The sequence below is a fragment of the Streptomyces sp. NPDC059003 genome (assembly GCF_042740445.1).
Taxonomy (GTDB): domain Bacteria; phylum Actinomycetota; class Actinomycetes; order Streptomycetales; family Streptomycetaceae; genus Streptomyces.
The window spans coordinates 1-22,216 of record NZ_JBHYJH010000050.1 but is presented as its reverse complement, the minus strand read 5'-3'; the positions used below and the strand labels follow the sequence as shown (position 1 = coordinate 22,216).

The following is a 22,216-nucleotide window of genomic DNA, read 5'->3' as shown; positions in this document are numbered from 1 at the left end:
GCCGGGAACTCGCGCGCCCCCGCGCACCCGGGGCCACGTACGCGCCGGGCTATGCCTCCGGCCGCGTCCCGATCACCACGGTCGCGTACAGCTCGTCGTCGGTGACGACACGCGGCGCGAGCCCCGCGCCCGCGACGGCCTCGACCGCCGACGGCACCTGCCGCTCGCTGGTCTCGAACAGCAGCCGCCCGCCCGGCGCCAGCCACAGTGGGGCCCGGGAGGTCACCCTCCGCAGGACGTCGAGCCCGTCGGTGCCGCCGTCGAGCGCCACCCGCGCCTCGTGCTCGCGGGCCTCCGCGGGCAGCAGCGCGACCTCGTCCGACGGCACGTACGGAACGTTCGCAAGCAGCACGTCGACGCGCCCGCGCAGGGTGCCGGGCAGCGCTTCGTAGAGGTCGCCCTCGTAGACCTGGCCCCGGGCGGCGCGTACGTTGCGGCGCGCGCAGGCCACCGCCGCCGGGTCGATGTCGGCCGCGTGCAGCTCGGCCCGCCCGAGCGCGGCGGCGAGCGCGGCACCGAGGGCGCCGGTGCCGCAGCACAGGTCGACGACCACGGCCCCGGGCTCGGCGAGCGAGGCCGCCTCGCGGACCAGGGCTTCGGTGCGGCGCCGCGGCACGAACACGCCGGGGTCGACGGAGATGCGCAGGCCCGCGAACTCGGCCCAGCCCACGACGTGCTCCAGCGGAAGGCCGCTCGCCCGCCGCTCCACCATGGCGTCCAGGTCCTCGGGGCTCGCCGCGGCGGCGACGAGCAGGTCCGCCTCGTCCTCGGCGAACACACAGCCCGCGGCGCGCAGCCGGTCGACGACGGCGGAGTGGGCGAGCGGAGGCATGGCGGCCTTTCAGCGGTGCGGGCGGAAGCGCCCACCTTACCCCGGCGCGGACGCCCGGATCTGACGGGCCATCAGTATTGAAAGTTGCAGGTCCCGCCGCTACGTTCCGCGACACCGTAGCTGCGCTCGCCGCAGCACCCGACGACAAGGGGTGGTCGCCTTGGCCGAAGTCAGCGCGGAAGCACGGATCGAAGCACCGGCGGAGAAGGTCTGGGCGCAGCTCACCGACCTCTCCGCGTACGGGAAGTGGAGCACCACGCACACCGGCTTCCCCCAGGGCGCCCCCGACGCGCTCGCGGAGGGCGGCACCTTCGTGGAGAACATGAAGCTCATGGGCTTTCCGGCCGAGGTGGTCTGGACGGTCGTGGAGCTCGAGAGCCCTCGCGTGTTCGCGATCAAGGGCAGGGGCCCGATGGGCGTCGACGTCAGCACCCGCTACACGCTCGAACCCGACGGCGGGGCGACGACGATCCGTACGGACGGCGAGTTCACCGGCGCCGCGGTGTCGCTCATGGCGGGCAAGCTCAAGGACTCGGCGACGGCGGCGATGAACGAGTCGCTGCGCAAGCTGGGCGGCCTGGTGACCTGAGCCTCGTACGACGGCCCCGCCCGGCGCGCGGCGCGCGACGCCCCGTACAGCTTCCCCGTCCCACCTGCCCGTCCAACCTCCCCGTGCAACTCCCCCGTACAGCGCCCCCGCCCAGCACTCCCGTACGACGACGAGGCGCCCCGCGCGGTCCGCGCGAGGCGCCTCACCAGCGGCGCGGGCCCGTGCCCGCGCCCGCTCAGCCGCCGCCCGGCCCCAGGCCGGGGCCCTCGTCTAGTCCTCGTCGGCGAGGATCAGATACAGCTTCTTGCGGGCGTCGTTGATGACGGACAGCGCCTTCTCGCGCTGCTCCTTGGAGCCGGTCTTCCAGACCTGGCCGAACGCCTCCATCAGGCCGAACCCGGCCTGCCGGATCTCGGTCAGGGCCTCCCAGTCGACCCCGCGCCCGGCCTCTTCCCAAGGCGCGTCCGGGCCCTCGTCGGCCGCCTCGCGGCCGGACTCGGTGAGCGAGAAGAGCTTCTTGCCGCCCTCGCTCGCGCTGGCGATCAGGCCCTCGTCCTCCAGGAGCTGGAGGGTCGGGTAGACGGAGCCGGGGCTGGGCTTCCACGCCCCGCCGCTGCGCTCGGCGATCTCCTGGATCATTTCGTAGCCGTGCATCGGCCGGTCCTTCAGGAGGGCCAGGATCGACGCCCGTACGTCGCCGCGCCGCGCCCTGCCGCGCGGGCCGCCCCGGCCACCGCGCCCGCCGCCCCAGGGACCGGGCCCGCCGAAGCCGGGACCGAAGGGCCCGAACGCCGCGCGCCGCCCCTCGAAACCGCCCCGGCCCTCGCGACCGCCGCCCCAGGGGCCACGCCCCTGGCCGCGCTTGTGCTCATGTTCAAAACCGTGGGAACGCATATCGATCAGTCCTTTCTCAGGTGACCTCAGATTGATCTCCTTCAGTGATCTACCGCGACATCGTTGATCTGTCGCGATGCCTCAACGATATATCGGAACTGTTCGGCTGACAAGGCGCACCCGAAGAATCCACACGAGAGCCCCACACGTCGATGGCCAAAAGCGAACCCAGCGCGCCCGATGGGGCCACCAAAGCCGGATTGGCCTTGTCCTTGCGCGCCGGTGGACCCCTACGGTCGCCGCATGACCACACCTTCACGGACGCGCATCCGTATCGTCGACGCCTTCGCCGACCGCCCCTTCACCGGCAACCCGGCGGGCGTCGTGCTGCTCGACTCCTTCCCGGACGACACCTGGCTCCAGCGGGTGGCCATGGAGGTCAACCACGCCGAGACCGCCTTCGCCCACCCGCTGCCTCCGGGCGGCGAGGCCGACTGGGCGCTGCGCTGGTTCACGCCCGCCACCGAGGTCGACCTGTGCGGCCACGCCACCCTGGCCACCGCACACGTCCTGCACACCACGGGCGCCGTGAACGGCCCGGTGCGCTTCGCCTCCCGGTCCGGCGTGCTCGCCGCGACGACCCACGACGACGGCGCCATCACGCTCGACTTCCCGACCGCGCCGCTCACCGCCGCCGAGGCACCGGACGGCGTCGCCGAGGCCCTGGGCGCCGAGCCGCTCTCGGTCCAGGACGCGGGCCGGCACATCGGCGACCTGGTGGTCGAGCTGGCCGACGAGAAGACGGTGCGCGCGCTCACCCCGGACCACAAGGCCCTGGCACGGCACTCCGAGCGGGGCATCATCGCGACCGCGCTCGCCGAGGACCCCACCCGTGGCTACGACTTCGTCTCGCGCGGCTTCTTCCCGAACGTGGGCATCGACGAGGACCCGGTGACGGGCAGCGCGCACACCGCCCTGGCACCGTTCTGGTCCGAACGGCTCGGCCGCACCGAGCTCACGGGCCTGCAGGCCTCACCCCGCTCCGGCCTGGTCCGCACCGCACTGCGCGGCGACCGCACCCTGCTGACCGGTCGCGCGGTCACCGTCATCGAGGGCGACCTGCTGGCCTGACCCCGGCCCGACCCGGGCCCGCCCACCGCGTCACGTCACGCGGTGGGCAGCCACCCCACCTTCCCGGCGAGCAGCGCGTAGCCGACGAACGCGCCGATGTCCAACAGCGAGTGCGCCACCACGAGCGGCCCGACCCGGCCCCACCGCCGGTAGAGCAGCACGAACACCACACCCATCGCCATGTTCCCGACGAACCCGCCGATGCCCTGGTACAGGTGGTACGACCCGCGCAGCACCGAGCTCGCCGCGAGCGCGGCCATCGGCGTCCAGCCCAACTGCCCGAGCCTGCGCAGCAGATAGCCGACCACGATCACTTCCTCCAGGATCGCGTTCTGCAGCGCCGAGAGGACGAGCACCGGGTACTTCCACCACACGTCGGGCAGGTTGTCCGGCACCACCGTGAGGTTGAAGCCGAGGCCGCGGGCGGCCAGGTAGAAGGCGATCCCGGTGGAGCCGATGACCGCGGCGATCGCGGCGCCGCGCCCGAGGTCCGGCCAGGGCCTTGCGCGGTCGAAGCCGATGGCCCGCAGCCCCGAACCCTCCCGCAGCAGGAAGTGCGCGACCAGGGCCACCGGCACGAGCGCGGTGGAGATGCCGAACAGCTGCCACGCGAGGTCGAGCCAGGGCCGCCCCGGCGCCGCCGACGTGTTCATCTTCGCCGTCTGGTCGCTGAGCCCGCCCGGCTTGGTGACCGACCCGACAAAGCTGATCAGCGCGGACACCCCGCTCGCGCCCAGCGAGAGGGCGAGGACGAGCAGCGTCTCGTCCCGGAACGTCCGCCGCGACAGCCCCGCCTCGGGGAGGACACCGGCCGTCGGCTCCGCTCGCACTTCTGCCTCCACTGCGTGATCCCGCCTCGTCGCTCGCCGTGCGGCCTCCTCGCACCGGACAGCCGCACAGACGGACAACCGGACAGGGCGAGGCCGCACCTGGGTCGTCAAGCTTGCCCGATGAGCACCGAAGGCGGTCGGCCGACCCGCGCTCACGCGATCACGCGCCCGCGCGGGGCACGGCGGGCCACGGGCCCGTACGCCGAGGAGGAAGCCGCGCGCGGCGGGTCACGTCACCGGCAACGCCGGCTCCCTCAGCCCCACCGGCCACGTGTGCACCGGCTCACCGGCGTGCATCAGCTCGCAGTAGCGCCGTGTGGTGGCCGCGAGCGCCGCATCGCGCTCCAAGCCGCGCTCCAGGGCCCGGTGGTAGGTCGCCGCCTGCCACGACGCGCCGTTGACCCGCCGCTTGCACCGCTCCTCGATCACGCCGAGGTACAGATCGCGGTCGGCCGCTTCCACGCCCCACGCGTCGAGCCCGGCCGCGGCCAGCGGCAACAGCTCGTCGCGTACGAGGTCGACGGCCGCCACCTGCGCGGTCCCGCCGTACCGCCCGCGCCGCGGCCACTCGAGACGCGCCTCGATGCCGTAGCGGCAGGCGGTGTCGAAGTTCCGGGCCGCCGCGTCGAAGGGCAGCCGGGACCACACGGGCCGCGCCTCCTCGGCGAGCGCCCGCACCACGCCGTAGTAGAAGGCGGCGTTGGCGATGACGTCGGTCACGGTGGGCCCCGCGGGCAGCACGCGGTTCTCCACGCGCAGATGCGGTACGCCGTCGGCGATGCCGTACACCGGGCGGTTCCAGCGGTAGACCGTGCCGTTGTGCAGGGTCAGTTCGGCGAGCCGGGGCACCCCGCCCGCGTCGAGCACGCCCTGGGGGTCCTCGCCCTCGCACAGCGGTATCAGCGCGGGGAAGTACCGCAGGTTCTCCTCGAAGAGGTCGTACGCGCTCGTGATCCAGCGCTCGCCGAACCAGGTGCGCGGCCGCACGCCCTGCGCCTGCAGTTCGGGCGGCCGCGTGTCCGTGGACTGCAGGAACAGCGGGGGCCGCGACTCCCGCCACAGCTCGCGCCCGAACAGGAACGGCGCGTTGGCGCCCACCGCGACCTGCGCCGCGGCCACGGACTGCGCCGCGTTCCACACGTCGGCGAACTTGCCCGGTGTCACCTGCAGGTGCAGCTGCACGGACGTGCACGCCGCCTCCGGCACGATGGACTCCGACATGCACGTCAGGCGCTCCACACCCTCGATGTCGAGCGCGAAACTCTCGCCGCGCGCCGCGACCATGGTGGAGTTGAGCAGCGTGTAGCGGTCGTCGTCCGAGAGGTTCGCGGAGACCAGGTGGCGGCGTGACAGGGTCGGCAGAATGCCGATCATCACGATGCCCGCGTCCACCTCGTTCGCCTTCCTGTGGGCATAGCCGAGGCCCGTGCGCAGCTCCTCGGCGAGCCGGTCGAGAACGCGTCCGCCCAACCGGTGCGGGGCAATGTTCACTTCCAGATTGAACATTCCAAGTTCGGTCTGGAAATCGCGGCTCGCGATGCGCTCCAGTACTTCCGCATTCATCATTCTCGGCAGGCCGTCGGGCCCCGCCAGATTCAGCTCTATCTCCAGGCCCATCAGGTTCTTGGGCCGGTCGAACCGCTGCTCCTCGAAGAGGCGCGCGAGCGCCTTGAGGCACTGCTGGAGCTTGTTGCGGTACAGGTGGCGATCGGACAGGTCGAACGTGTCTGCCTCGACCTTCTCCCCCATCGAAGCGTCCCTCCTCGAATGGGCAGCCCACAACCCGGCCGCTGTGTACGGGGGATGATGCCCCGTCGATGTGATCGATAACGCCCCGCGCGGGCCGCTCGATCAGTACCCTCGGAGCAACTGTCGCGCGGCACATTCACGAGGCATGCTGAAGTAAGCAGTTTCCGCCCTTCCGGTTGTGGTGAAAAAAACCGATGAGAATCGGCCGACCGCACTCGCATCAAAAGCCGAGGCAGCGGCGTAGCACTCGATCCGGAATCGGGAGATAAGCCCCGCGAGAGCGACCGAATAGCGACTTGCCCGCCATATTGGGAACGGCTAGCGGAAACCCGCCCTGAACACCTGTCGTATAAACTCCCCGGTTGAGACAGAGAGTTGGCGCTCGCGGTCCCCCGCCCCCGGGGCCCCTGCCCCCGCCCCTCTGGCCCCGCAGACAGCGCCGTCCGCACCTGTCCCGCTCGCTCCACTGTGCCTGTCGAATGAGAGAGGCGACCCACCATGCCCCTGCATGTCCCCCCGGCCCCCGCGCCCGCCCTCCGCAGCGTCCTCACGGCCCTCGGATCCCCCACCGCCGTGCGTGCGGCCCGCACCCCGTCCCTGCGCGCGGCCCAGGGGCCGGTGAGCCCGGAACTCCCGCTGCCCGTCCACGAGCTGGACCACTGCACGGAGACGGGCACCGCACCGGCGGGCACATCGTCGACCAGGCTCACCGGCTGGCGCTTCCTGATCCGCAGCGGCGAGCGCGCGGTGGCCGCGGCGGACACGATGCTGACGCCCGACGGCTGGGCGTTCTCGCACTTCTGCGAAGGCCCGTACATCGCCTCCGCGGAGCGCGCCCTGCGGCACGCCGAGGCCATGCCGAAGCCCTACCAGCCGCGCCTGCTGTCCGTCCCCGAGCTCTACATGCTCACCCTGTGGCTGCACCGCGACTGCGCCGCGGACGCCACCAGCGGCCTGGTCGACCCCGCGGACGTCCTGGTGCCGCTCGCCCCCGCGCCCCCGGGCATCGCGGCCCACCGCCCGCACCGCGCCGCCGAGCTGCTCCCGGTACTCAGCCACCGCCTCGCCCCGGCCCCGCTCCTCGGCTCGCCCGCCTGACCTCGGCACTCCTGTGCCCCGCCGCCCTCCGGGCCGCGGGGCACAGCGCTGCCCGCCCCGCCCATCCGGACTAGCCCACTTCGGCCACGCCGAACCACCCGAAGGGACAGGGGAGTTGGACTGAACCGTCCGGGCGGGTGATACGTCCTTAAGCAGTAGGAAGCGCTGCCGCAAAATCCCTGCGGAATCACGTCCGCGGGGCAACACTGGACTGGACCGAACACAACCAACGGGGGGCGGCCATGACCAACGCATCGAGCCGCGGGAACAACGCCACATCCATCACGTCGCAGCGAAAGAACCCTTCCATGTGCCAGCACCAGCCACCGTGCCCGACCGCAGAATCCGCCGACCGGGAGGCCGCGTCTCTCATCGCGCACCACCCGGAGCAGGGCTGGAGCCTGCTGTGCAACGGCGTCGTCCTCTTCGAGGACACCGGTGAGCTGCTGCCGAACGGCGAGATCATCGCGCCGCACCGGCCGCTGGGCATCAGCCAGGTGATGACGGCCGCCTGAGCCGTCCACCCACCCGCACGACAAGGGCCGGCCCGGAGGACTCCTTCCGAAGTCTCCGAACCGGCCCTGACTTATGCCCTGAAGCCATGCCCTGAACTCATGCCCGGGCGCCCCCGTCGCCCTCGGGCTCAGTCCTCGTACGCGTCCAGCGGCGGGCAGGAGCAGACCAGGTTCCGGTCGCCGTACGCCTGGTCGATGCGGCGCACCGGCGGCCAGTACTTGTCCGCGGCCACCACACCGGCGGGGAAGACGGCCTCCTCACGGCTGTAGGAGTGCTCCCAGTCACCGCCGAGCGCGGCGGCGGTGTGCGGCGCGTTCCGCAGCGGGTTGTCGTCCGCCGCCCACTCGCCGGTCGCGACCTTCTCGATCTCCCCGCGAATGGCGATCATCGCCTCGCAGAAACGGTCCAGCTCGTCGAGGTCCTCGCTCTCCGTCGGCTCGATCATCAGCGTGCCCGCGACCGGGAAGGACATGGTCGGCGCGTGGAAGCCGTAGTCGATGAGCCGCTTGGCGATGTCGTCGACGCTGACGCCCGTGGCCTTGCTGAGCGGCCTGAGGTCGATGATGGACTCGTGCGCGACGAGCCCGCCGGGGCCGGTGTAGAGCACCGGGTAGTGCGGCTCCAGGCGCTTGGCGATGTAGTTCGCCGAGAGCACCGCCACCTGCGTGGCGCGCTTCAGGCCCTCGCCGCCCATCAGGCGTACGTACGCCCAGGAGATCGGCAGGATCCCGGCGGAGCCCCACGGCGCGGCGGAGACCGGGCCCACGCCGGTCTCGGGGCCCGCGGCGGGCTGCAGCGGGTGGTTCGGCAGATACGGCGCGAGGTGCTCGCGCACGGCCACGGGGCCGACGCCGGGACCGCCGCCGCCGTGCGGGATGCAGAACGTCTTGTGCAGGTTCAGGTGCGAGACGTCGCCGCCGAAGCGGCCCGGCTTGGCGAGGCCCACCAGGGCGTTGAGGTTGGCGCCGTCGACGTACACCTGGCCGCCCGCGTCGTGCACGGCCGCGCAGATGTCGGCGACGTGCTCCTCGAAGACGCCGTGCGTGGACGGGTACGTGATCATGAGTACGGCGAGCTGGTCGCGGTGCTGCTCGATCTTCGCGCGCAGGTCCTCGACGTCGATCTCGCCGTCGTCGGCGGTCTTCACGACGACGACCTTCATGCCTGCCATCACGGCGCTGGCGGCGTTGGTGCCGTGCGCGGACGACGGGATGAGGCAGACCGTGCGCTGGTCGTCGCCGTTCGCGCGGTGGTAGCCACGCACCGCGAGCAGGCCGGCGAGCTCTCCCTGCGAGCCCGCGTTCGGCTGCAGCGAGACCTTGTCGTAGCCGGTGACCTCGGCGAGCCGCTCCTCCAGCTCACGGATCAGCGTCAGATAGCCCTGCGCCTGCTGGGCGGGCGCGAAGGGGTGCATCTGCCCGAACTCGGGCCAGGTGACGGCCTCCATCTCCGTGGTCGCGTTGAGCTTCATGGTGCAGGAGCCCAGCGGGATCATGCCGCGGTCGAGCGCGTAGTCACGGTCGGCGAGGCGGCGCAGGTAGCGCAGCATCGCGGTCTCGGAGCGGTGCTGGTGGAAGACGGGGTGCGTCAGGTACGCGTCGGTGCGGAGGAGACCCGTGGGCAGCGCGTCCTCGGCGGTCGCGTCCAGGGCCTCGATGTCTGCCTCGACGCCGAACGCCGTCCAGACCGCGGTCAGCTGGGCCCGCGTCGTGGTCTCGTCGCACGCGAACGACACGTGGTCGGCGTCGACGAGGTGCAGGTTGACCCCGCCCTCGCGCGCGGCCGCGACGACGTCGGCGGCCCTGCCCGGCACGCGTGCGGTCAGCGTGTCGAAGTACGCGGCGCCCAGGACCTCGACACCGCCGGCCGTGAGGCCCGCGGCGAGCAGCGTCGCGTACCGGTGGGTGCGCCGCGCGATGGCCCTGAGCCCCTCGGGCCCGTGGTAGACGGCGTACATCCCGGCCATGACGGCGAGCAGCACCTGAGCGGTACAGATGTTGCTGGTGGCCTTCTCGCGGCGGATGTGCTGCTCGCGGGTCTGCAGCGCCAGCCGGTACGCCTTGTTGCCGTCGGCGTCGACGGACACGCCCACGAGTCGCCCGGGCAGGCTGCGCGCGAACTTCTCGCGCACCGCCATGTACCCGGCGTGCGGGCCGCCGAAGCCCATCGGCACGCCGAAGCGCTGCGTCGTGCCGACGGCGATGTCGGCGCCGAGCTCGCCGGGCGAGGTGAGCAGGGTGAGGGCGAGCAGGTCGGCGGCGACGGTGACGACCGCGCCGAGCTCGTGGGCCTGCTCGATGACCGGCTTGATGTCGCGCACGGCACCGGAGGCGCCCGGGTACTGGACGAGCACACCGTTGATCTCGCGCTCGGCGAGCTCGGCCGGGATGCCGTCGGCCAGGTCCGCGACGACGACCTCGACGCCGGTCGGCTCGGCGCGGGTCCGGATGACGGCGATCGTCTGCGGCAGGGCGTCCGCGTCCACGACGAAGACGCCGTTCTTGACCTTGCCCATGCGCCGGGACAGTGCCATCGCCTCGGCCGCGGCCGTGCCCTCGTCGAGCAGCGAGGCACCGGAGGTGGGCAGGCCCGTCAGGTCGGCGACGACGGTCTGGAAGTTGAGGAGCGCCTCGAGGCGGCCCTGGGAGATCTCCGGCTGGTACGGCGTGTACGCGGTGTACCAGGCGGGGTTCTCCATCACGTTCCGCAGGATCACGGGCGGCGTGAAGGTGCCGTAGTAGCCGAGCCCGATCATGGAGTCGAGCACCTGGTTGCGGTCGGCGAGGGAGCGCAGCTCGGCCAGGACCTCGGCCTCCGTGCGCGCGCCGGGCAGGTCGAGGGCCTCGGCGTTCTTGATCACATCCGGCACCGCGGCGGCCGTGAGCTCGTCGAGCGAGCCGTACCCGACCTGGGCGAGCATCTTGGCACGGGCTTCCGCATCGGGGCCGATGTGCCGCTGCTCGAAGGGGATTCCCTGTTCGAGCTGCGAAAGCGGAGTACGAGGAGTGGCGGTCATTGCGGAGGCCTCCTGGTCTGACGCGACCTGCGAGGGGCACCACGGCGCGGGTACCCGGACGGCCTCCCCCTCTGTCATCTCAACCTGAGAGCTTCACAGACCCACCCGGAGGCGGTCCTGCTTGCACCGTCGGTGAGGAAGGGTTCCGAACGTGCCCGCCCGACGCCCGTCCTGCTTTCCAGAGTGACCTCGTCCGTGCGGTACAGGGGCCTGAGAGATTCCGGGGAGGATTTGCTCCTTCGGCGCCTCCGGTGCTGCCACCGAAGAGCTCTCCCGCACGGGGTCAACAGCCATTGGCCAGCCTACCAGCGAGGTCCCCGGCTGATCCCTCGAGTGGCCGCCCGTCCCGATGTGCTCTTTCGTAGTGATACGAGCGAAATCCGGACGAGTTCGAACGACTCGCGATCAGTTGGAGGGCCCGTGCAGACGGATATCGATCCGCGCAATCTGATCGGCCGCAAGGCGTTCGACCGCGACGGCGCCAAGATCGGCACGGTCGACGAGGTCTATCTCGACGACGCCACCGGCGCCCCCGAGTGGGCCGCCATACGCACCGGCCTGTTCAGCAGGGACGCCTTCGTGCCCCTGGAACCCAGCGAGCTGGTCAAGGACGGCACGCTCCGCGTCCCGTTCGAGCGTGCCCTGATCAAGGACGCCCCCGACTTCGGCGTGGGCCGCCATCTCTCCCCCGAGCAGGAACTCCAGCTCTACCGCCACTACGGCCTGGACATCGCCCCACCCCCGCCGTTCCCGGACCACGACTTCGGCCACACCCCGGACCACCCCGACCCGTAGGCCCCATCACCGGGCGCACGGCACCACCGGGCACACGACCCCGTCCCCGCGGCCCGCCCCGCAACACCCTCCCCCCGGCCCCGAGACGCCCCCGCACAGCCGGTGCGCTCCCACCCGCCGTGCCGCCGCCAGCCATCCGCGCCCACAGCACTCCGGGTAGCCCTATATAGCCCCCGCCGCGCCTCACGACCGAGCCGGCCTCACGGGGTCATCCCCCCCTCTCTGGACGCTCTCCCCAACCACCACAGCCACGCGCCCTGACTCACGACGAGGCACCCCTCACGTCGCCCCTCCGGCACCCCCGCACCACCAGCCCCCGGAGCCCTCACCGCCCGGCACTCCAGCCCGCCACACCCCGAGGACACCCGCCTCCCCCACCCAGGACGCCGCCTCCCCACCCGGAACGCCACCTCCCCGCCCCAGGCGCCACCTCACCCCCGCTGCCTACTCCACCCCCACAACCTCCCCCTCACGCCGCCCATCCCCCGTGCCCACTTCCGCCTCCCCTTCCCCCTCCACGACCACCAACGGCAACGGTTCCGAAGCCTCAAGGTCCGGATCATCCGTACGGAACGTCCGCACCCGCCCCGGCGCCGAGCCCGGCGTCTCGAATCTCACCGTCACCCGCCCGACACCGCTGCCCTGCACCCACCCGGGCCCGTGCTCGACGTGCCGGACGTCCTGCCCCGCCGCCCAACGCCGCTCGGCCGGCGGCACCGGTTCCGCCTCCGCCACGTCGGCCCCGGCGTCCTCGCCCACCGAAGCCACCGAAGCCATCGGCAGCGCCCCCGTGCCCGCCTCCTCCCCGTCGCCGGCAGGCACCGCCGCGTGGGCCTGCGCGAACAGGTCCTCCTGCGTGAAGTCCGCGAGGCCGCTGACACCGACGCCGAGCAGCCGCACCCCTCCGGTGGTGTCCACGGACTCCAGGAGCCGCGCCGCCGCCTCCCGCACCACCGCCGGGTCGTCCGTGGGCCCGCGCAGCGTCTCGGACCGCGTCAGCGTCGAGAAGTCGTACCGCCGCACCTTGAGCACGATGGTGCGGCCGGAGTGCCCCGCCGCCCGCAGCCGCTGCACACACCGGTCGGCAAGGCGCGCCACCTCCGTACGGACCCGCACCCGGTCGTGGATGTCCACGTCGTACGTGTCCTCGACGCTGACCGACTTGGTGTCCCGCTCGGCCACCACGGGCCGCTCGTCCCGCGCCAGCGCCATCGCGTACAGAGACCCGCCGTGTGCCTTGCCGAGGAGCCGTACCAGCTCGTCCTCACCGGCCTCGGCGATCTCCTCGACCGTGGTGATCCCGGCGCGCCGCAGATGGTCCCCGGTGGCCGGCCCCACACCGGGCAGCACCCGCACCGGAAGAGGCCCGAGGAGCGCCCGCTCCGTGCCCGGCGCTATGAGCTCCAGGCCGTCCGGCTTGGCCCGCTCCGAAGCGATCTTCGCCAGCATCTTGGACGCGGCGAGCCCCACCGACCCGGTCAGCCCCGTCACCCGCAGGATGTCCGCGCGCAGCCGCTCCCCCACGGCCCGCGCCGCCTCCGCGTCCGCAGCGACGCCGCCCGCCTCCAGGTCCACGAACGCCTCGTCCAGGCTGAGCGGCTCCACGAGCGGCGACAGCTCCCGCAGCAGCCCCATGACCTGGTCGCTGACCTCGCGGTAGAGGCCGAAGCGCGGCACGAGATACGCGGCGTTCGGCGCGAGGCGCCGTGCCTGCCCCATCGGCATCGCCGAGTGCACCCCGAACCGGCGCGCCTCGTAGGACGCGGTGGCGACCACTCCGCGCGGCCCGAGGCCGCCGACCACGACGGCCTTGCCGCGCAGGCTCGGCTTGGCGGCCTGCTCGGCGGACGCGTAGAAGGCATCCATGTCGAGATGCAGAATCGTCGGCGCGGTTCTCACATCTCCGATGCTGCCCTACGCCACTGACAATCCGGCTCCGCCGCGAAGCAGGCACCGCCTCACACGGCTCCCCACGGCCTCCGTACGACGCGCCGCACAGTGAGGGCACCGGGCCCCAAGACAGCGTCTGGACGGCCCCCAGGGCCTTCACCCGGCCCGCTGTGGGCCTTCAAACCCGCCCGGCTCGGCCCGCGGCCCGTCAACCGGCCCGATTGCGCCGCCGCGCCAGCTCGTCCCCCGGGTGATGCCCCACCAGGGTCTCCCCTGTGTCGATGCGCTCCCCGTGCAGCTGCGACAGCGCGGCCTCGACGTCGCGCCACACCACGCCCACGGCGATCCCGAAGACGCCCTGGCCGCCCTGGAGCAGATCGTGGACCTCACTGGGCGACGTGCACTCGTACACCGTCGCGCCGTCGCTCATGAGCGTCGTCCGCTCCAGGTCACGGAAGCCGCTCTCGCGCAGGTGCTGGACCGTGGTGCGGATGTTCTGCAGCGAGACGCCGGTGTCGAGGAACCGCTTCACGATCTTCAGGACGACGACGTCGCGGAAGCTGTAGAGCCGCTGGGTCCCGGAGCCGCCCGCGGCGCGCACGCTGGGCTCGACGAGCCCGGTACGCGCCCAGTAGTCGAGCTGCCGGTAGGTGATGCCCGCGGCCGCGCACGCGGTGGGGCCGCGGTAGCCGATGCCGTCACGCACGAGCTGCTCGGACTCCTCCGGCTGTTCCGCCGGGTCCTCCGGCCCTGACGGACTCCCGCTGCCGTGGACCGCCAACGGGCGCTTCGGAGAGGGATCGGCCGAGCCACCGTGCAGCGGGTACGGACCGCCCACAGCTGTACCGTCGCCGCTGCTTCTCACGCCGACCTCCGTCCTTGACCTGCCTTCTCGACGGTAGGCAGTCACCAGGGGCTCGTCAACGATCGCCACACTCGGCACGCCGAGTGATAATCACCCTGCGAGTGGTTTCACGTCCCATGCTGCGGGGAAAGGCTAGCCGAATGCCCCGGCGCCGGCCTCTCGGCGGGGACTCACTGGCTGCTGGTACCGAAGTCCTCGGGCGAGATCTGGTCGAGGAACTCGCGGAACTTCTCCACCTCGTCCTCCTGCTCGTCCGGGATGGCGATGCCCGCGTCGTCGAGCACGCCGTCACTGCCGTAGATCGGCGTCCCGGTGCGCAGCGCCAGCGCTATGGCGTCGGACGGGCGGGCGCTCACCTCGACGCCACTGGCGAAGACCAGCTCGGCGTAGAACACGCCTTCCCGCAGGTCGGTGATGCGCACTTCGGTGAGCTCCTGGCCCACGGCCTCCAGCACGTCCTTGAACAGGTCGTGCGTCAGCGGCCGTGCGGGCGCCATGCCCTGCTGTGCGAAGGCGATGGCGGTCGCCTCCCCTGGTCCGATCCAGATGGGGAGGTACCGGTCGCCTCCCACTTCACGCAGGAGCACGATCGGCTGGTTGGAGGGCATTTCGACCCGGACACCTACGACGTCGAGCTCGTTCACACAGCAACCCTAGGACGTGCCCGGCAGGTTTGGGTAGTCGGGCACCCATCGAGTCAGCGCGCCCGCACGCCGAGGGCACCGTGCACGAGGGCCGCGTGCAGCCTGCCGGTGAGGCCCGCGAGCTCCTGGGTCCGCGCTTCCGCGTGTGCCCTGGTCTGCGGATTGCGGTGCCTGCGCAGCGGCGCCACGACCTGGTCGACGAGTGCCGCCTCCCGGTCCGCCGCCGCCTTCATCGCCCGCAGGTGACGCGGCTCGATGCCGAATCGTCCCAGCTCGACGACCAGCGCGGCGACGGTCACCGCGTCCGCGTCGTAGCTGCCGTCCTCCAGGGGCGAAATCAAGCCGTACGTCTCCCACTCGCCGAGCTGCCCCTCATCGGCCTCCACGGCGGCCAGGAGCGCCGCACGGCCCATCCGTGCGACGGTCCGCTGCTCGTCCTCGTACGGCAGGTCGCCGTCGTCCGACTCGCGCTGCTGCCCCACCGTGGGCAGCGCGACCGGCTCCCCGCGCTCCGCGGCGTCCAGCTGCTCGCGGATCACCTTCAGCGGCAGGTAGTGGTCGCGCTGCATGCGCAGGACGTGCCCGAGGCGCTCGACGTCCTCCGAGCTGAACTTCCGGTATCCGGACGGCGTGCGCTGCGGCTCGATCAGCCCTTCGGACTCCAAGAACCTGATCTTGGAGATCGTGACCTCGGGAAACTCGTCACGCAGCACGTTCAGCACGGTGCCGATGCTCATCAGCCGATGGTCCGCAGCGGCGGTGCCGTTTCCGGCACCGCCCCTCGGTGTGTGCGGCATGGACCTTCCTGGGGGTCCCCCCGGACCAGGTCCGGGGGATGGGTCAGATGCCCCGCTGGCTCGTATAGAAGACCAGTCGGTACTTGCCGATCTGGACCTCGTCGCCGTTGGACAGGGCGACGGAGTCGATCCGCTCCCGGTTCACATACGTGCCGTTGAGGCTGCCCACGTCGGCGACCGTGAAGGAGCCGTCCTGCACGCGACGGAACTCCACGTGGCGACGCGACACGGTCACGTCGTCCAGGAAGATGTCGCTCTGCGGGTGGCGCCCCGCCGTGGTCAGGTCGCCGTCCAGCAGGAAGCGGCTGCCCGAGTTCGGCCCGCGCCGGACCACGAGGAGGGCCGAGCCGAGCGGCAGCGCGTCGACGGCGGCCTGGGCCTCCGGGGACAGCGCCGGGGACGGCGTCTGCCCCGTCGTCTCGGCGTCGTAGGCCTCGAGGCCCGAGATGGAGATCGTGGACGTGGTCTCGGACGGACGCTCGGCGACCGCTCCCGGCCTCAGCGGCGCACCGCAGTTGGAACAGAACCGGCTTGCCTGCGCATTGCGGTTCCCGCACCTCTGACACACCAGGGCCGACATGGACGGATCCTCCTGCCGCGGCTGCCCCGCTGGGGCATGGGACGCGTACGGGTCCTGGGTAAACCCTCCACCCGCACTTGAGGTTGACGGATCCCCGAAACCTATGCGGCCGGAACTGGCAGGGTCAACAGATGACGCGCCCTGTCCGCCCGAAATGTCACCGCCCGGACCACCGACCTGGTCCCGGAACAGGGGGCGCTCGCCCACCTGTGTCTCCGGCACGTCAGTCTGCCGCGGCGCGCGATGACGGGCGTCCTCACGTGCACTCTTGCCGAACAACTTCGCAAACAACTTCACGGGCGATTCCCCTTGACCGAAACAGACCCGCCCGTGGGGCAGGACGAACCCTGATTGCACACACCGGCGTACATCGGCGATACGGACATCCTCACAACGTCCGCGTCCGCCAAACAGTTTCCACCACGCACCCCGTCCCGGGTGCGCCGACCCCCCGCAACCTCATGCCCTGGACCGGTGGCCCCCATGCACCCCCGCCTCACTGGGAGGACGACCGAGCGTAGTCAGGCCGCTTCGCCGGTCGCAAGGCATCCACGACGATCTTCTCCGTACGTGCGACAGTGACCGTGGCCTGCTCCTTCTCCAGAGTCTGCACCACGCCTCCCGGGATGTTCAGCGCCGGCTCCAGGTCCTGCGGCTTGCCGATGACCTTGAAACGGTAGGGCTCGGTGATCTTGTGGCCGTCCACGCTCACACCGCCGCCCGTAGCCTCGGACAGATGGGTGCCTGCCACCACCCGCACGTCATTGACCTGGATGGCCTCGGCACCCGCGGCGCGGAGCTCCTGGATGGCGTCGAGCAGCATGTCTGCCTCCACCGTCCCCTTCTTGTCGTCGATCGTCAGCGTGATGCCCGGGCCCTGCGCCGCCACGGTGCCCGCGAGAATGCCGAGTTGCCGTTCCCTCTCGGCGGTCTGCTTGCGGGCCTCCTCGGCCTGGTCCGAGCTGTTCTCAAGACCGGTGCGCTGTTCCTCCAGACGTCGCTTCTCATCTTCCAGACGCTGAGTACGGTCATCCAGTTCATCGAGGATGCGTACAAGATCTTCTTGCCGTGCGCCGCGCAGCGCGCTGCTGTCGTTGGTGGACCGCACCTGAATGGCGAGCCCGAGCCCGAGGACGAACAGCAACAGGGCGACGATCAGTTGTGCCCTGGTCAGCCGCGGCGGCCACAGGCCCTGCACGAGCCGCTGACGGCCGGTCAGGGACGGGGACCCGTCCCCGCGCGCCCCCGGGCCTCCGGCGGGCGCGGTGGGCGGCGCCGGGACCTCGGCGGGCAGTTCCCTGCGCCTGCCGCCCTCGGGGGCGCTGTCCATGTTCATGGGGCTCATCGGCGTCACGCCCGGAAGACGTGCCGGCGGATGGCCGCGGCGTTGGAGAAGATGCGGATGCCGAGGACCACCACGACGCCCGTGGACAGCTGGGCGCCGACGCCCAACTTGTCGCCCAGGAAGACGATCAGCGCGGCCACGACCACGTTCGACAGGAACGACACCACGAAGACCTTGTCGTCGAAGATCCCGTCGAGCATCGCGCGCAGACCGCCGAACACCGCGTCGAGCGCGGCCACCACGGCGATCGGAAGATACGGCTCGACCACCGCCGGAACCTCGGGCCGAACCAGCAGTCCGGCCACGACTCCCACGACGAGGCCCAGTACGGCGATCACGATGTGCCCTTTCCTGCCTTCGGCTCTGCTGTGCGTACGGTCACACTGGGCGCTGCCGGAAGCCGGAGGTCGTCCACCACCGAAATGCTGGTCCGGATGCCGAAGTTCTCCTGCAGAGCATGCAGATACTGACCGTCGCGGCTGTTCTGGAATCTGGTGCTCAGCTTCTGGCCGTCGCCCACCGCGAGCACCGTATACGGCGGCACCAGCGGCTTGTTGTCGACCAGTATCGCGTCACCAGCCGCCCTGATCGCCGACAGCGCGGTGAGCCGCTGGTCATTGATGGCGATCGCCTCGGCGCCCGACTCCCACAGGCCGTTGACGACACGCTGCATATCACGGTCGCGGACCCGGCCGGTGTCGGAGAACCCCGAGCTCTCGCGGGGCCCGCCACCGCCCTGGTCGGCCTGCTTCTTGTCGTTGACCACGAGCCGCACACCCGGCCCGCGCACTTCCGTGGCACCGGACAGCAGCGACACCAACTCGGCCTTGCTGCCACCGTGTTTCCGCAGCGCCGCGCGCTGCCGGGCGCTCACGTCGTCGCGCAACTCGTCGACCTCGTCCTCCAGGTCGTCCGCCTCCTCTGTCGCGGACTCGACCCGGTCGATGAGCTCGGCGCGCTCCTTGGCCAGCTCCGGCGCCGCTATGCGCGCCTGCGCGGCCCCGATCGTCACCACCATCGCCGCGAGCACGAGCCCGGCCGCGAGGCCCAGCTTCGCCCGCAGCGGCTTCGGCACACCACCGGAGCCGGATTCCCTCTTGCGGGCGGCTGCTTCCGCGTATCCCTCGTCCAGGCTGTGGTCCATGACGGTGGTGAGCAGCGACATGGAGGCGTCCGGGCGCGAGGGGCGCGAGACGGTGCTCCGAACGGGGGGCTGCTGCGGCATGCCGCACATCGTCGCACGTCGCGGGCGCTACCTCCGAATGGCCCCACCGGCGCGCCGGACAGCGCCACTTACGGGTGCTGCCCGGCGCCTGTGCCCGCTCAGCGCCCGGCGCTGTCCACAACGGCCGCCCATTCGTCAAGCAGAGCTTGAGCCGACGCGTCGTCGGGCCCCTCGGCCCACAGATGGGTGACCGCCTCGGCCGGATCGGGCAGCACGAGCACCCAGCGCCCGTCGGCCTCCACGACGCGTACGCCGTCCGTCGTGTCCACCGAGCGATCGCCCGCCGCCTCCACCACGCGCCGCATCACCAGACCCTTCACGGCCCACGGAGTAGCAAGATCACGCCGCTGCACGTGCGCCCGCGGGATCCGGGCATCGATCTGGCTCAGCGTGAGCTGCGTACGCGCCACGAGGCCGATGAGCCGTACGAAGGCCGCCGTGCCGTCGAAGACGCTGCTGAACTCGGGCACGATGAACCCGCCGCGCCCGTCCCCGCCGAAGATCGTCGAGTCACCGCGGCCGACCCGCGTGAGGTCGTCCGGGGACGTGGTCGTCCAGTCGACCTGCGTGCCGTGGTAAGCCGCCACCTGCTCGGCGATGCGCGTCGTCGTCACCGGCAGCGCGACGCGCCCGCTCCGCCGCTCCGCGGCCACCAGGTCCAGCATGACGAGCAGGGCCCGGTCGTCCTCGACGATCCGCCCCTTCTCGTCGACGAGCGAGAGCCGCTCGCCGACCGGGTCGAACCGCACCCCGAAGGCGGCCCGCGCCGACGCCACGATCTCGCCGAGCCGCATCAGCCCGGACCTGCGCGTGTCGGCCGACTCGGTGGGCCGCGACTCGTCGAGCCCGGGGTTGATCGTCAGCGCGTCGACCCCCAGCTTCCCGAGGAGGCTCGGAAGGACGAGCCCGGCACTGCCGTTGGACGCGTCGACCACGACTTTGAGCTCGGACTCCGCGATCCCGGTGGTGTCCACGTTCCGCAGCAGCGACCCCGTGTACGAGTCGAAGACGCTCGCCGGGAAGTGCAGGTCCCCGATCTCCCCGGGGAACGCCCGCCGGTACTCCTGGCGCGCGTACACCCGGTCCAGCTTCCGCTGACTGCCCTGCGAGAGATCCGCTCCACGCCCGTCGAAGAACATGATGTCGACGGAGTCCGGCACCCCGGGCGTCGTACGGATCATGATCCCGCCGGCGCTGCCCCGCGCCGTCTGCTGCCGCGCGACCGGCAGCGGTACGTTCTCCAGATCGCGTACGTCGATGGCGCTGGCCTGCAGCGCGGAGATCACCGCCCGCTTCAGCGCCCTGGCGCCACGGGAGTGGTCGCGGGCCGTGGTGACCGTCGAGCCCTTCTTCAGGGTCGTCGCATACGCCCCGGCGAGGCGCACCGCGAGTTCCGGCGTGATCTCCACGTTCAGGATCCCGGAGACACCCCGTGCGCCGAAGAGGTGCGCCTGTCCGCGGGACTCCCAGATGACCGAGGTGTTGACGAACGCGCCGGCCTCGATCGTCTTGAACGGATAGACCCGCACATTGCCCTGGACAATCGATTCCTCACCGACGAGGCATTCGTCGCCGATGACCGCGCCGTCCTCGATCCTTGCGGCCCGCATGATGTCGGTGTTCTTGCCGACGACACAGCCCCGCAGATTGCTGTGCTGCCCGATGTAGACGTTGTCGTGCACAACGGCCTTGTGCAGGAAGGCCCCGCTCTTCACGACTACGTTCGATCCCACCACGGTGTGCTCGCGGATCTCGACGTCCGCTTCGATCTTCGCGTAGTCACCGACGTACAGCGGTCCGCGCAGTACGGCGTCGGGGTGCACCTCCGCGCCCTCGGCCACCCACACCCCGGGCGAGATCTCGAAGCCGTCGAGCTCGACGTCGACCTTGCCCTCGAGCACGTCGGCCTGCGCCTTGACGTAGCTCTCGTGCGTGCCGACGTCCTCCCAGTAGCCCTCGGCGACATAGCCGTAGACGGGCTTGCCTTCCTTCATGAGCTGCGGGAAGACGTCACCGGACCAGTCGACCGGCACATCGGCCTCGACGTAGTCGAAGACCTCGGGCTCCATGACGTAGATGCCGGTGTTCACCGTGTCGGAGAAGACCTGCCCCCAGGTCGGCTTCTCCAGGAAGCGTTCGACCTTGCCTTCTTCGTCGACGATGGTGATGCCGAATTCCAGCGGGTTCGGGACGCGGGTCAGGCAGACGGTGACGAGCGCACCCTTCTCCTTGTGGAACCTGATCAGTTCCGTGAGGTCGAAGTCGGTCAGAGCGTCACCGGAGATGACGAGAAAGGCATCGTCTTTCAATGCCTCCTCGGCGTTCTTCACACTGCCGGCGGTGCCGAGAGGCTTCTCCTCATTGGCATAGGTGAGCTCCATTCCGAGCTCTTCACCGTCGCCGAAGTAGTTCTTGACGAGAGATGCCAGGAACTGGACTGTCACTACGGTCTCGGTGAGCCCATGCCTCTTCAGCAGCCGCAGCACATGCTCCATGATCGGCCGGTTGGCCACCGGCAGGAGCGGCTTGGGCATGCTGGAGGTCATGGGGCGAAGGCGAGTGCCTTCGCCCCCGGCCATCACGACGGCCTTCATGTCGGTAACGTCCTCCTTGATAGACGACGATCTAGCCGACTTGGCTCGCCAGGATTGGCCCTTCGAGTCAGTCAGGGGCCTTCAAGCCTCTACAGCTGCCAAATCGGCAAGCTCAATCGGCCATGGCATCCGCCTTGACAAGTCGGCGGACCTGAACCACGTAGAGGATCCCTGCCCACCAGTACAGCGTTGTACCCCATCCGGCGAACGCCCATCCGAAAATAGCAGCGAGTGTATGGATCCAGCCACTTCCGTCACTGAGCAGAAGTAGCGGAAAGGCGTACATCAGGTTGAAGGTGGCGGCCTTGCCGAGGAAGTTCACCTGCGGCGGCGGATAGCCGTGGCGCCTGAGGATTCCGACCATCACCAGGAGAACCAGCTCGCGCAGGAGCAGCACCGCGGTCAGCCAGAGCGGAAGGATCTCCCGCCAGGTGAGGCCGACCAATGTTGACAGGATGTAGAGCCGGTCGGCCGCGGGATCAAGGATCCGGCCGAGGCTGCTGATCTGGTTCCACCGGCGGGCGAGCTTGCCGTCCAGATAGTCGCTGACTCCGCTGAGCGCCAGCACGACCAGCGCCCAGATGTCGCTGCTCTTCGGCCCGCCGAACTCCGGCCAGAGGATCAGCCACAGGAAGAGGGGTACGCCGACGAGACGCGCCATGCTGAGGATGTTCGGGATGGTGAGGACCCGGTCCGTCTGGACGCGAGTCTCCTGGACCTCCACCCGGGGGCCTCCTGTGGGGAACGAGCCAATGATGCCCCCTGACCTTACCGTCAGTTGTCGGGCGGCTGTGCGGAGGGGTGTCGCACCGGAAAAACAAAAAAAGCCGTGATCCCCGGACATTTCGTCCGGGGACCACGGCTATCAAATTTAGTTCGGCGGCGTCCTACTCTCCCACAGGGTCCCCCCTGCAGTACCATCGGC

General features: G+C 70.8%; 20 protein-coding genes and 1 riboswitch. Of the genes, 5 read left to right on the top strand and 15 right to left on the bottom strand.

Features of this window, described 5'->3' with window-relative positions:
• Positions 1 to 49: 49 nt before the first annotated feature.
• Positions 50 to 832: a putative protein N(5)-glutamine methyltransferase gene (locus ACFWZ5_RS19295; RefSeq protein ID WP_384804808.1), complete on the bottom strand. Its 783-nt coding sequence runs from the start codon at positions 830 to 832 to the stop codon at positions 50 to 52.
• A 160-nt stretch (positions 833 to 992) separates the two neighbouring features.
• On the opposite strand from ACFWZ5_RS19295, the gene ACFWZ5_RS19290 reads away from it, so the two are divergent.
• Positions 993 to 1,421: an SRPBCC family protein gene (locus ACFWZ5_RS19290; RefSeq protein WP_384804810.1), complete on the top strand. Its 429-nt coding sequence runs from the start codon at positions 993 to 995 to the stop codon at positions 1,419 to 1,421.
• Between the two features lie 231 nt (positions 1,422 to 1,652).
• On the opposite strand, the gene ACFWZ5_RS19285 is transcribed toward ACFWZ5_RS19290, so the two are convergent.
• Complete coding sequence (locus ACFWZ5_RS19285; RefSeq protein WP_384799600.1) at positions 1,653 to 2,276, bottom strand: PadR family transcriptional regulator; 624 nt, start codon at positions 2,274 to 2,276, stop codon at positions 1,653 to 1,655.
• Positions 2,277 to 2,519: 243 nt separating this feature from the next.
• On the opposite strand from ACFWZ5_RS19285, the gene ACFWZ5_RS19280 reads away from it, so the two are divergent.
• Positions 2,520 to 3,347, top strand: coding sequence for a PhzF family phenazine biosynthesis protein (locus ACFWZ5_RS19280; protein ID WP_384799603.1), 828 nt, complete (start codon positions 2,520 to 2,522; stop codon positions 3,345 to 3,347).
• Between the two features lie 35 nt (positions 3,348 to 3,382).
• Here the strand turns inward: ACFWZ5_RS19280 and ACFWZ5_RS19275 are convergent, their stop codons facing one another.
• Positions 3,383 to 4,177 carry a CPBP family intramembrane glutamic endopeptidase gene (locus tag ACFWZ5_RS19275; RefSeq protein WP_384799606.1) on the bottom strand — a complete coding sequence of 265 codons (795 nt, stop codon included), beginning with the start codon at positions 4,175 to 4,177 and terminating at the stop codon, positions 3,383 to 3,385.
• A gap of 228 nt (positions 4,178 to 4,405) precedes the next feature.
• Complete coding sequence (locus ACFWZ5_RS19270) at positions 4,406 to 5,926, bottom strand: glutamate--cysteine ligase (protein ID WP_384799609.1); 1,521 nt, start codon at positions 5,924 to 5,926, stop codon at positions 4,406 to 4,408.
• Positions 5,927 to 6,424: 498 nt separating this feature from the next.
• Between ACFWZ5_RS19270 and ACFWZ5_RS19265 the strand changes: the two genes are divergently transcribed.
• Together ACFWZ5_RS19265 and ACFWZ5_RS19260 are read left to right on the top strand one after the other, a co-directional pair.
• Complete coding sequence (locus ACFWZ5_RS19265) at positions 6,425 to 7,024, top strand: hypothetical protein (protein WP_384799612.1); 600 nt, start codon at positions 6,425 to 6,427, stop codon at positions 7,022 to 7,024.
• 308 nt (positions 7,025 to 7,332) lie between these two features.
• The gene (locus tag ACFWZ5_RS19260; protein WP_384799615.1) at positions 7,333 to 7,539 is read left to right on the top strand and encodes a DUF5999 family protein; all 207 of its coding nucleotides are present in this window, start codon (positions 7,333 to 7,335) and stop codon (positions 7,537 to 7,539) included.
• Positions 7,540 to 7,667: 128 nt separating this feature from the next.
• On the opposite strand, the gene gcvP is transcribed toward ACFWZ5_RS19260, so the two are convergent.
• Positions 7,668 to 10,556 carry an aminomethyl-transferring glycine dehydrogenase gene (gene gcvP, locus ACFWZ5_RS19255; protein WP_384799618.1) on the bottom strand — a complete coding sequence of 963 codons (2,889 nt, stop codon included), beginning with the start codon at positions 10,554 to 10,556 and terminating at the stop codon, positions 7,668 to 7,670.
• 188 nt (positions 10,557 to 10,744) lie between these two features.
• Positions 10,745 to 10,842: riboswitch (glycine riboswitch) on the bottom strand.
• Between the two features lie 134 nt (positions 10,843 to 10,976).
• Between gcvP and ACFWZ5_RS19250 the strand changes: the two genes are divergently transcribed.
• Positions 10,977 to 11,351: a PRC-barrel domain-containing protein gene (locus ACFWZ5_RS19250; protein ID WP_384799621.1), complete on the top strand. Its 375-nt coding sequence runs from the start codon at positions 10,977 to 10,979 to the stop codon at positions 11,349 to 11,351.
• Between the two features lie 444 nt (positions 11,352 to 11,795).
• On the opposite strand, the gene ACFWZ5_RS19245 is transcribed toward ACFWZ5_RS19250, so the two are convergent.
• The 10 genes from ACFWZ5_RS19245 to ACFWZ5_RS19200 form a co-directional block, all read right to left on the bottom strand.
• Positions 11,796 to 13,250: a DNA polymerase IV gene (locus ACFWZ5_RS19245; protein ID WP_384799624.1), complete on the bottom strand. Its 1,455-nt coding sequence runs from the start codon at positions 13,248 to 13,250 to the stop codon at positions 11,796 to 11,798.
• Positions 13,251 to 13,449: 199 nt separating this feature from the next.
• Positions 13,450 to 14,106 (bottom strand): MerR family transcriptional regulator, encoded by a 657-nt coding sequence (locus ACFWZ5_RS19240; protein WP_384890885.1) that lies wholly within the window; start codon positions 14,104 to 14,106, stop codon positions 13,450 to 13,452.
• 170 nt (positions 14,107 to 14,276) lie between these two features.
• On the bottom strand, positions 14,277 to 14,750 hold the full coding sequence (locus ACFWZ5_RS19235) for a bifunctional nuclease family protein (protein WP_004002801.1): 474 nt from the start codon (positions 14,748 to 14,750) through the stop codon (positions 14,277 to 14,279).
• A gap of 53 nt (positions 14,751 to 14,803) precedes the next feature.
• Positions 14,804 to 15,547: a MerR family transcriptional regulator gene (locus ACFWZ5_RS19230; RefSeq protein ID WP_384799630.1), complete on the bottom strand. Its 744-nt coding sequence runs from the start codon at positions 15,545 to 15,547 to the stop codon at positions 14,804 to 14,806.
• A 43-nt stretch (positions 15,548 to 15,590) separates the two neighbouring features.
• On the bottom strand, positions 15,591 to 16,541 hold the full coding sequence (locus tag ACFWZ5_RS19225; RefSeq protein WP_384799642.1) for an FHA domain-containing protein: 951 nt from the start codon (positions 16,539 to 16,541) through the stop codon (positions 15,591 to 15,593).
• 82 nt (positions 16,542 to 16,623) lie between these two features.
• Positions 16,624 to 17,472: a DUF881 domain-containing protein gene (locus ACFWZ5_RS19220; protein WP_384799644.1), complete on the bottom strand. Its 849-nt coding sequence runs from the start codon at positions 17,470 to 17,472 to the stop codon at positions 16,624 to 16,626.
• A 5-nt stretch (positions 17,473 to 17,477) separates the two neighbouring features.
• Positions 17,478 to 17,810 (bottom strand): small basic family protein, encoded by a 333-nt coding sequence (locus ACFWZ5_RS19215; RefSeq protein WP_003988855.1) that lies wholly within the window; start codon positions 17,808 to 17,810, stop codon positions 17,478 to 17,480.
• Entirely contained in the window at positions 17,807 to 18,706 is a 900-nt protein-coding gene (locus ACFWZ5_RS19210; protein WP_384799633.1) for a DUF881 domain-containing protein, read from the bottom strand. The genes ACFWZ5_RS19215 and ACFWZ5_RS19210 overlap by 4 nt, the downstream gene beginning before the upstream one ends.
• Positions 18,707 to 18,795: 89 nt before the next feature.
• A complete protein-coding gene (locus tag ACFWZ5_RS19205; RefSeq protein WP_384799636.1) occupies positions 18,796 to 21,291 on the bottom strand; it encodes a sugar phosphate nucleotidyltransferase in 2,496 nt (831 codons plus the stop codon).
• A gap of 112 nt (positions 21,292 to 21,403) precedes the next feature.
• Positions 21,404 to 22,015, bottom strand: coding sequence for a CDP-alcohol phosphatidyltransferase family protein (locus ACFWZ5_RS19200; protein ID WP_384799639.1), 612 nt, complete (start codon positions 22,013 to 22,015; stop codon positions 21,404 to 21,406).
• Positions 22,016 to 22,216 lie beyond the last annotated feature (201 nt).

Coding starts and splice junctions, on each gene's coding strand:
- ACFWZ5_RS19285 (WP_384799600.1), bottom strand. CDS start 2,276: ATGCGTTCCCACGGTTTTGAACATGAGCACAAGCGCGGCCAGGGGCGT.
- ACFWZ5_RS19230 (WP_384799630.1), bottom strand. CDS start 15,547: ATGCCGCACACACCGAGGGGCGGTGCCGGAAACGGCACCGCCGCTGCG.
- ACFWZ5_RS19280 (WP_384799603.1), top strand. CDS start 2,520: ATGACCACACCTTCACGGACGCGCATCCGTATCGTCGACGCCTTCGCC.
- ACFWZ5_RS19265 (WP_384799612.1), top strand. CDS start 6,425: ATGCCCCTGCATGTCCCCCCGGCCCCCGCGCCCGCCCTCCGCAGCGTC.
- gcvP (WP_384799618.1), bottom strand. CDS start 10,556: ATGACCGCCACTCCTCGTACTCCGCTTTCGCAGCTCGAACAGGGAATC.
- ACFWZ5_RS19205 (WP_384799636.1), bottom strand. CDS start 21,291: ATGAAGGCCGTCGTGATGGCCGGGGGCGAAGGCACTCGCCTTCGCCCC.
- ACFWZ5_RS19260 (WP_384799615.1), top strand. CDS start 7,333: ATGTGCCAGCACCAGCCACCGTGCCCGACCGCAGAATCCGCCGACCGG.
- ACFWZ5_RS19210 (WP_384799633.1), bottom strand. CDS start 18,706: ATGTGCGGCATGCCGCAGCAGCCCCCCGTTCGGAGCACCGTCTCGCGC.
- ACFWZ5_RS19295 (WP_384804808.1), bottom strand. CDS start 832: ATGCCTCCGCTCGCCCACTCCGCCGTCGTCGACCGGCTGCGCGCCGCG.
- ACFWZ5_RS19220 (WP_384799644.1), bottom strand. CDS start 17,472: ATGAGCCCCATGAACATGGACAGCGCCCCCGAGGGCGGCAGGCGCAGG.
- ACFWZ5_RS19270 (WP_384799609.1), bottom strand. CDS start 5,926: ATGGGGGAGAAGGTCGAGGCAGACACGTTCGACCTGTCCGATCGCCAC.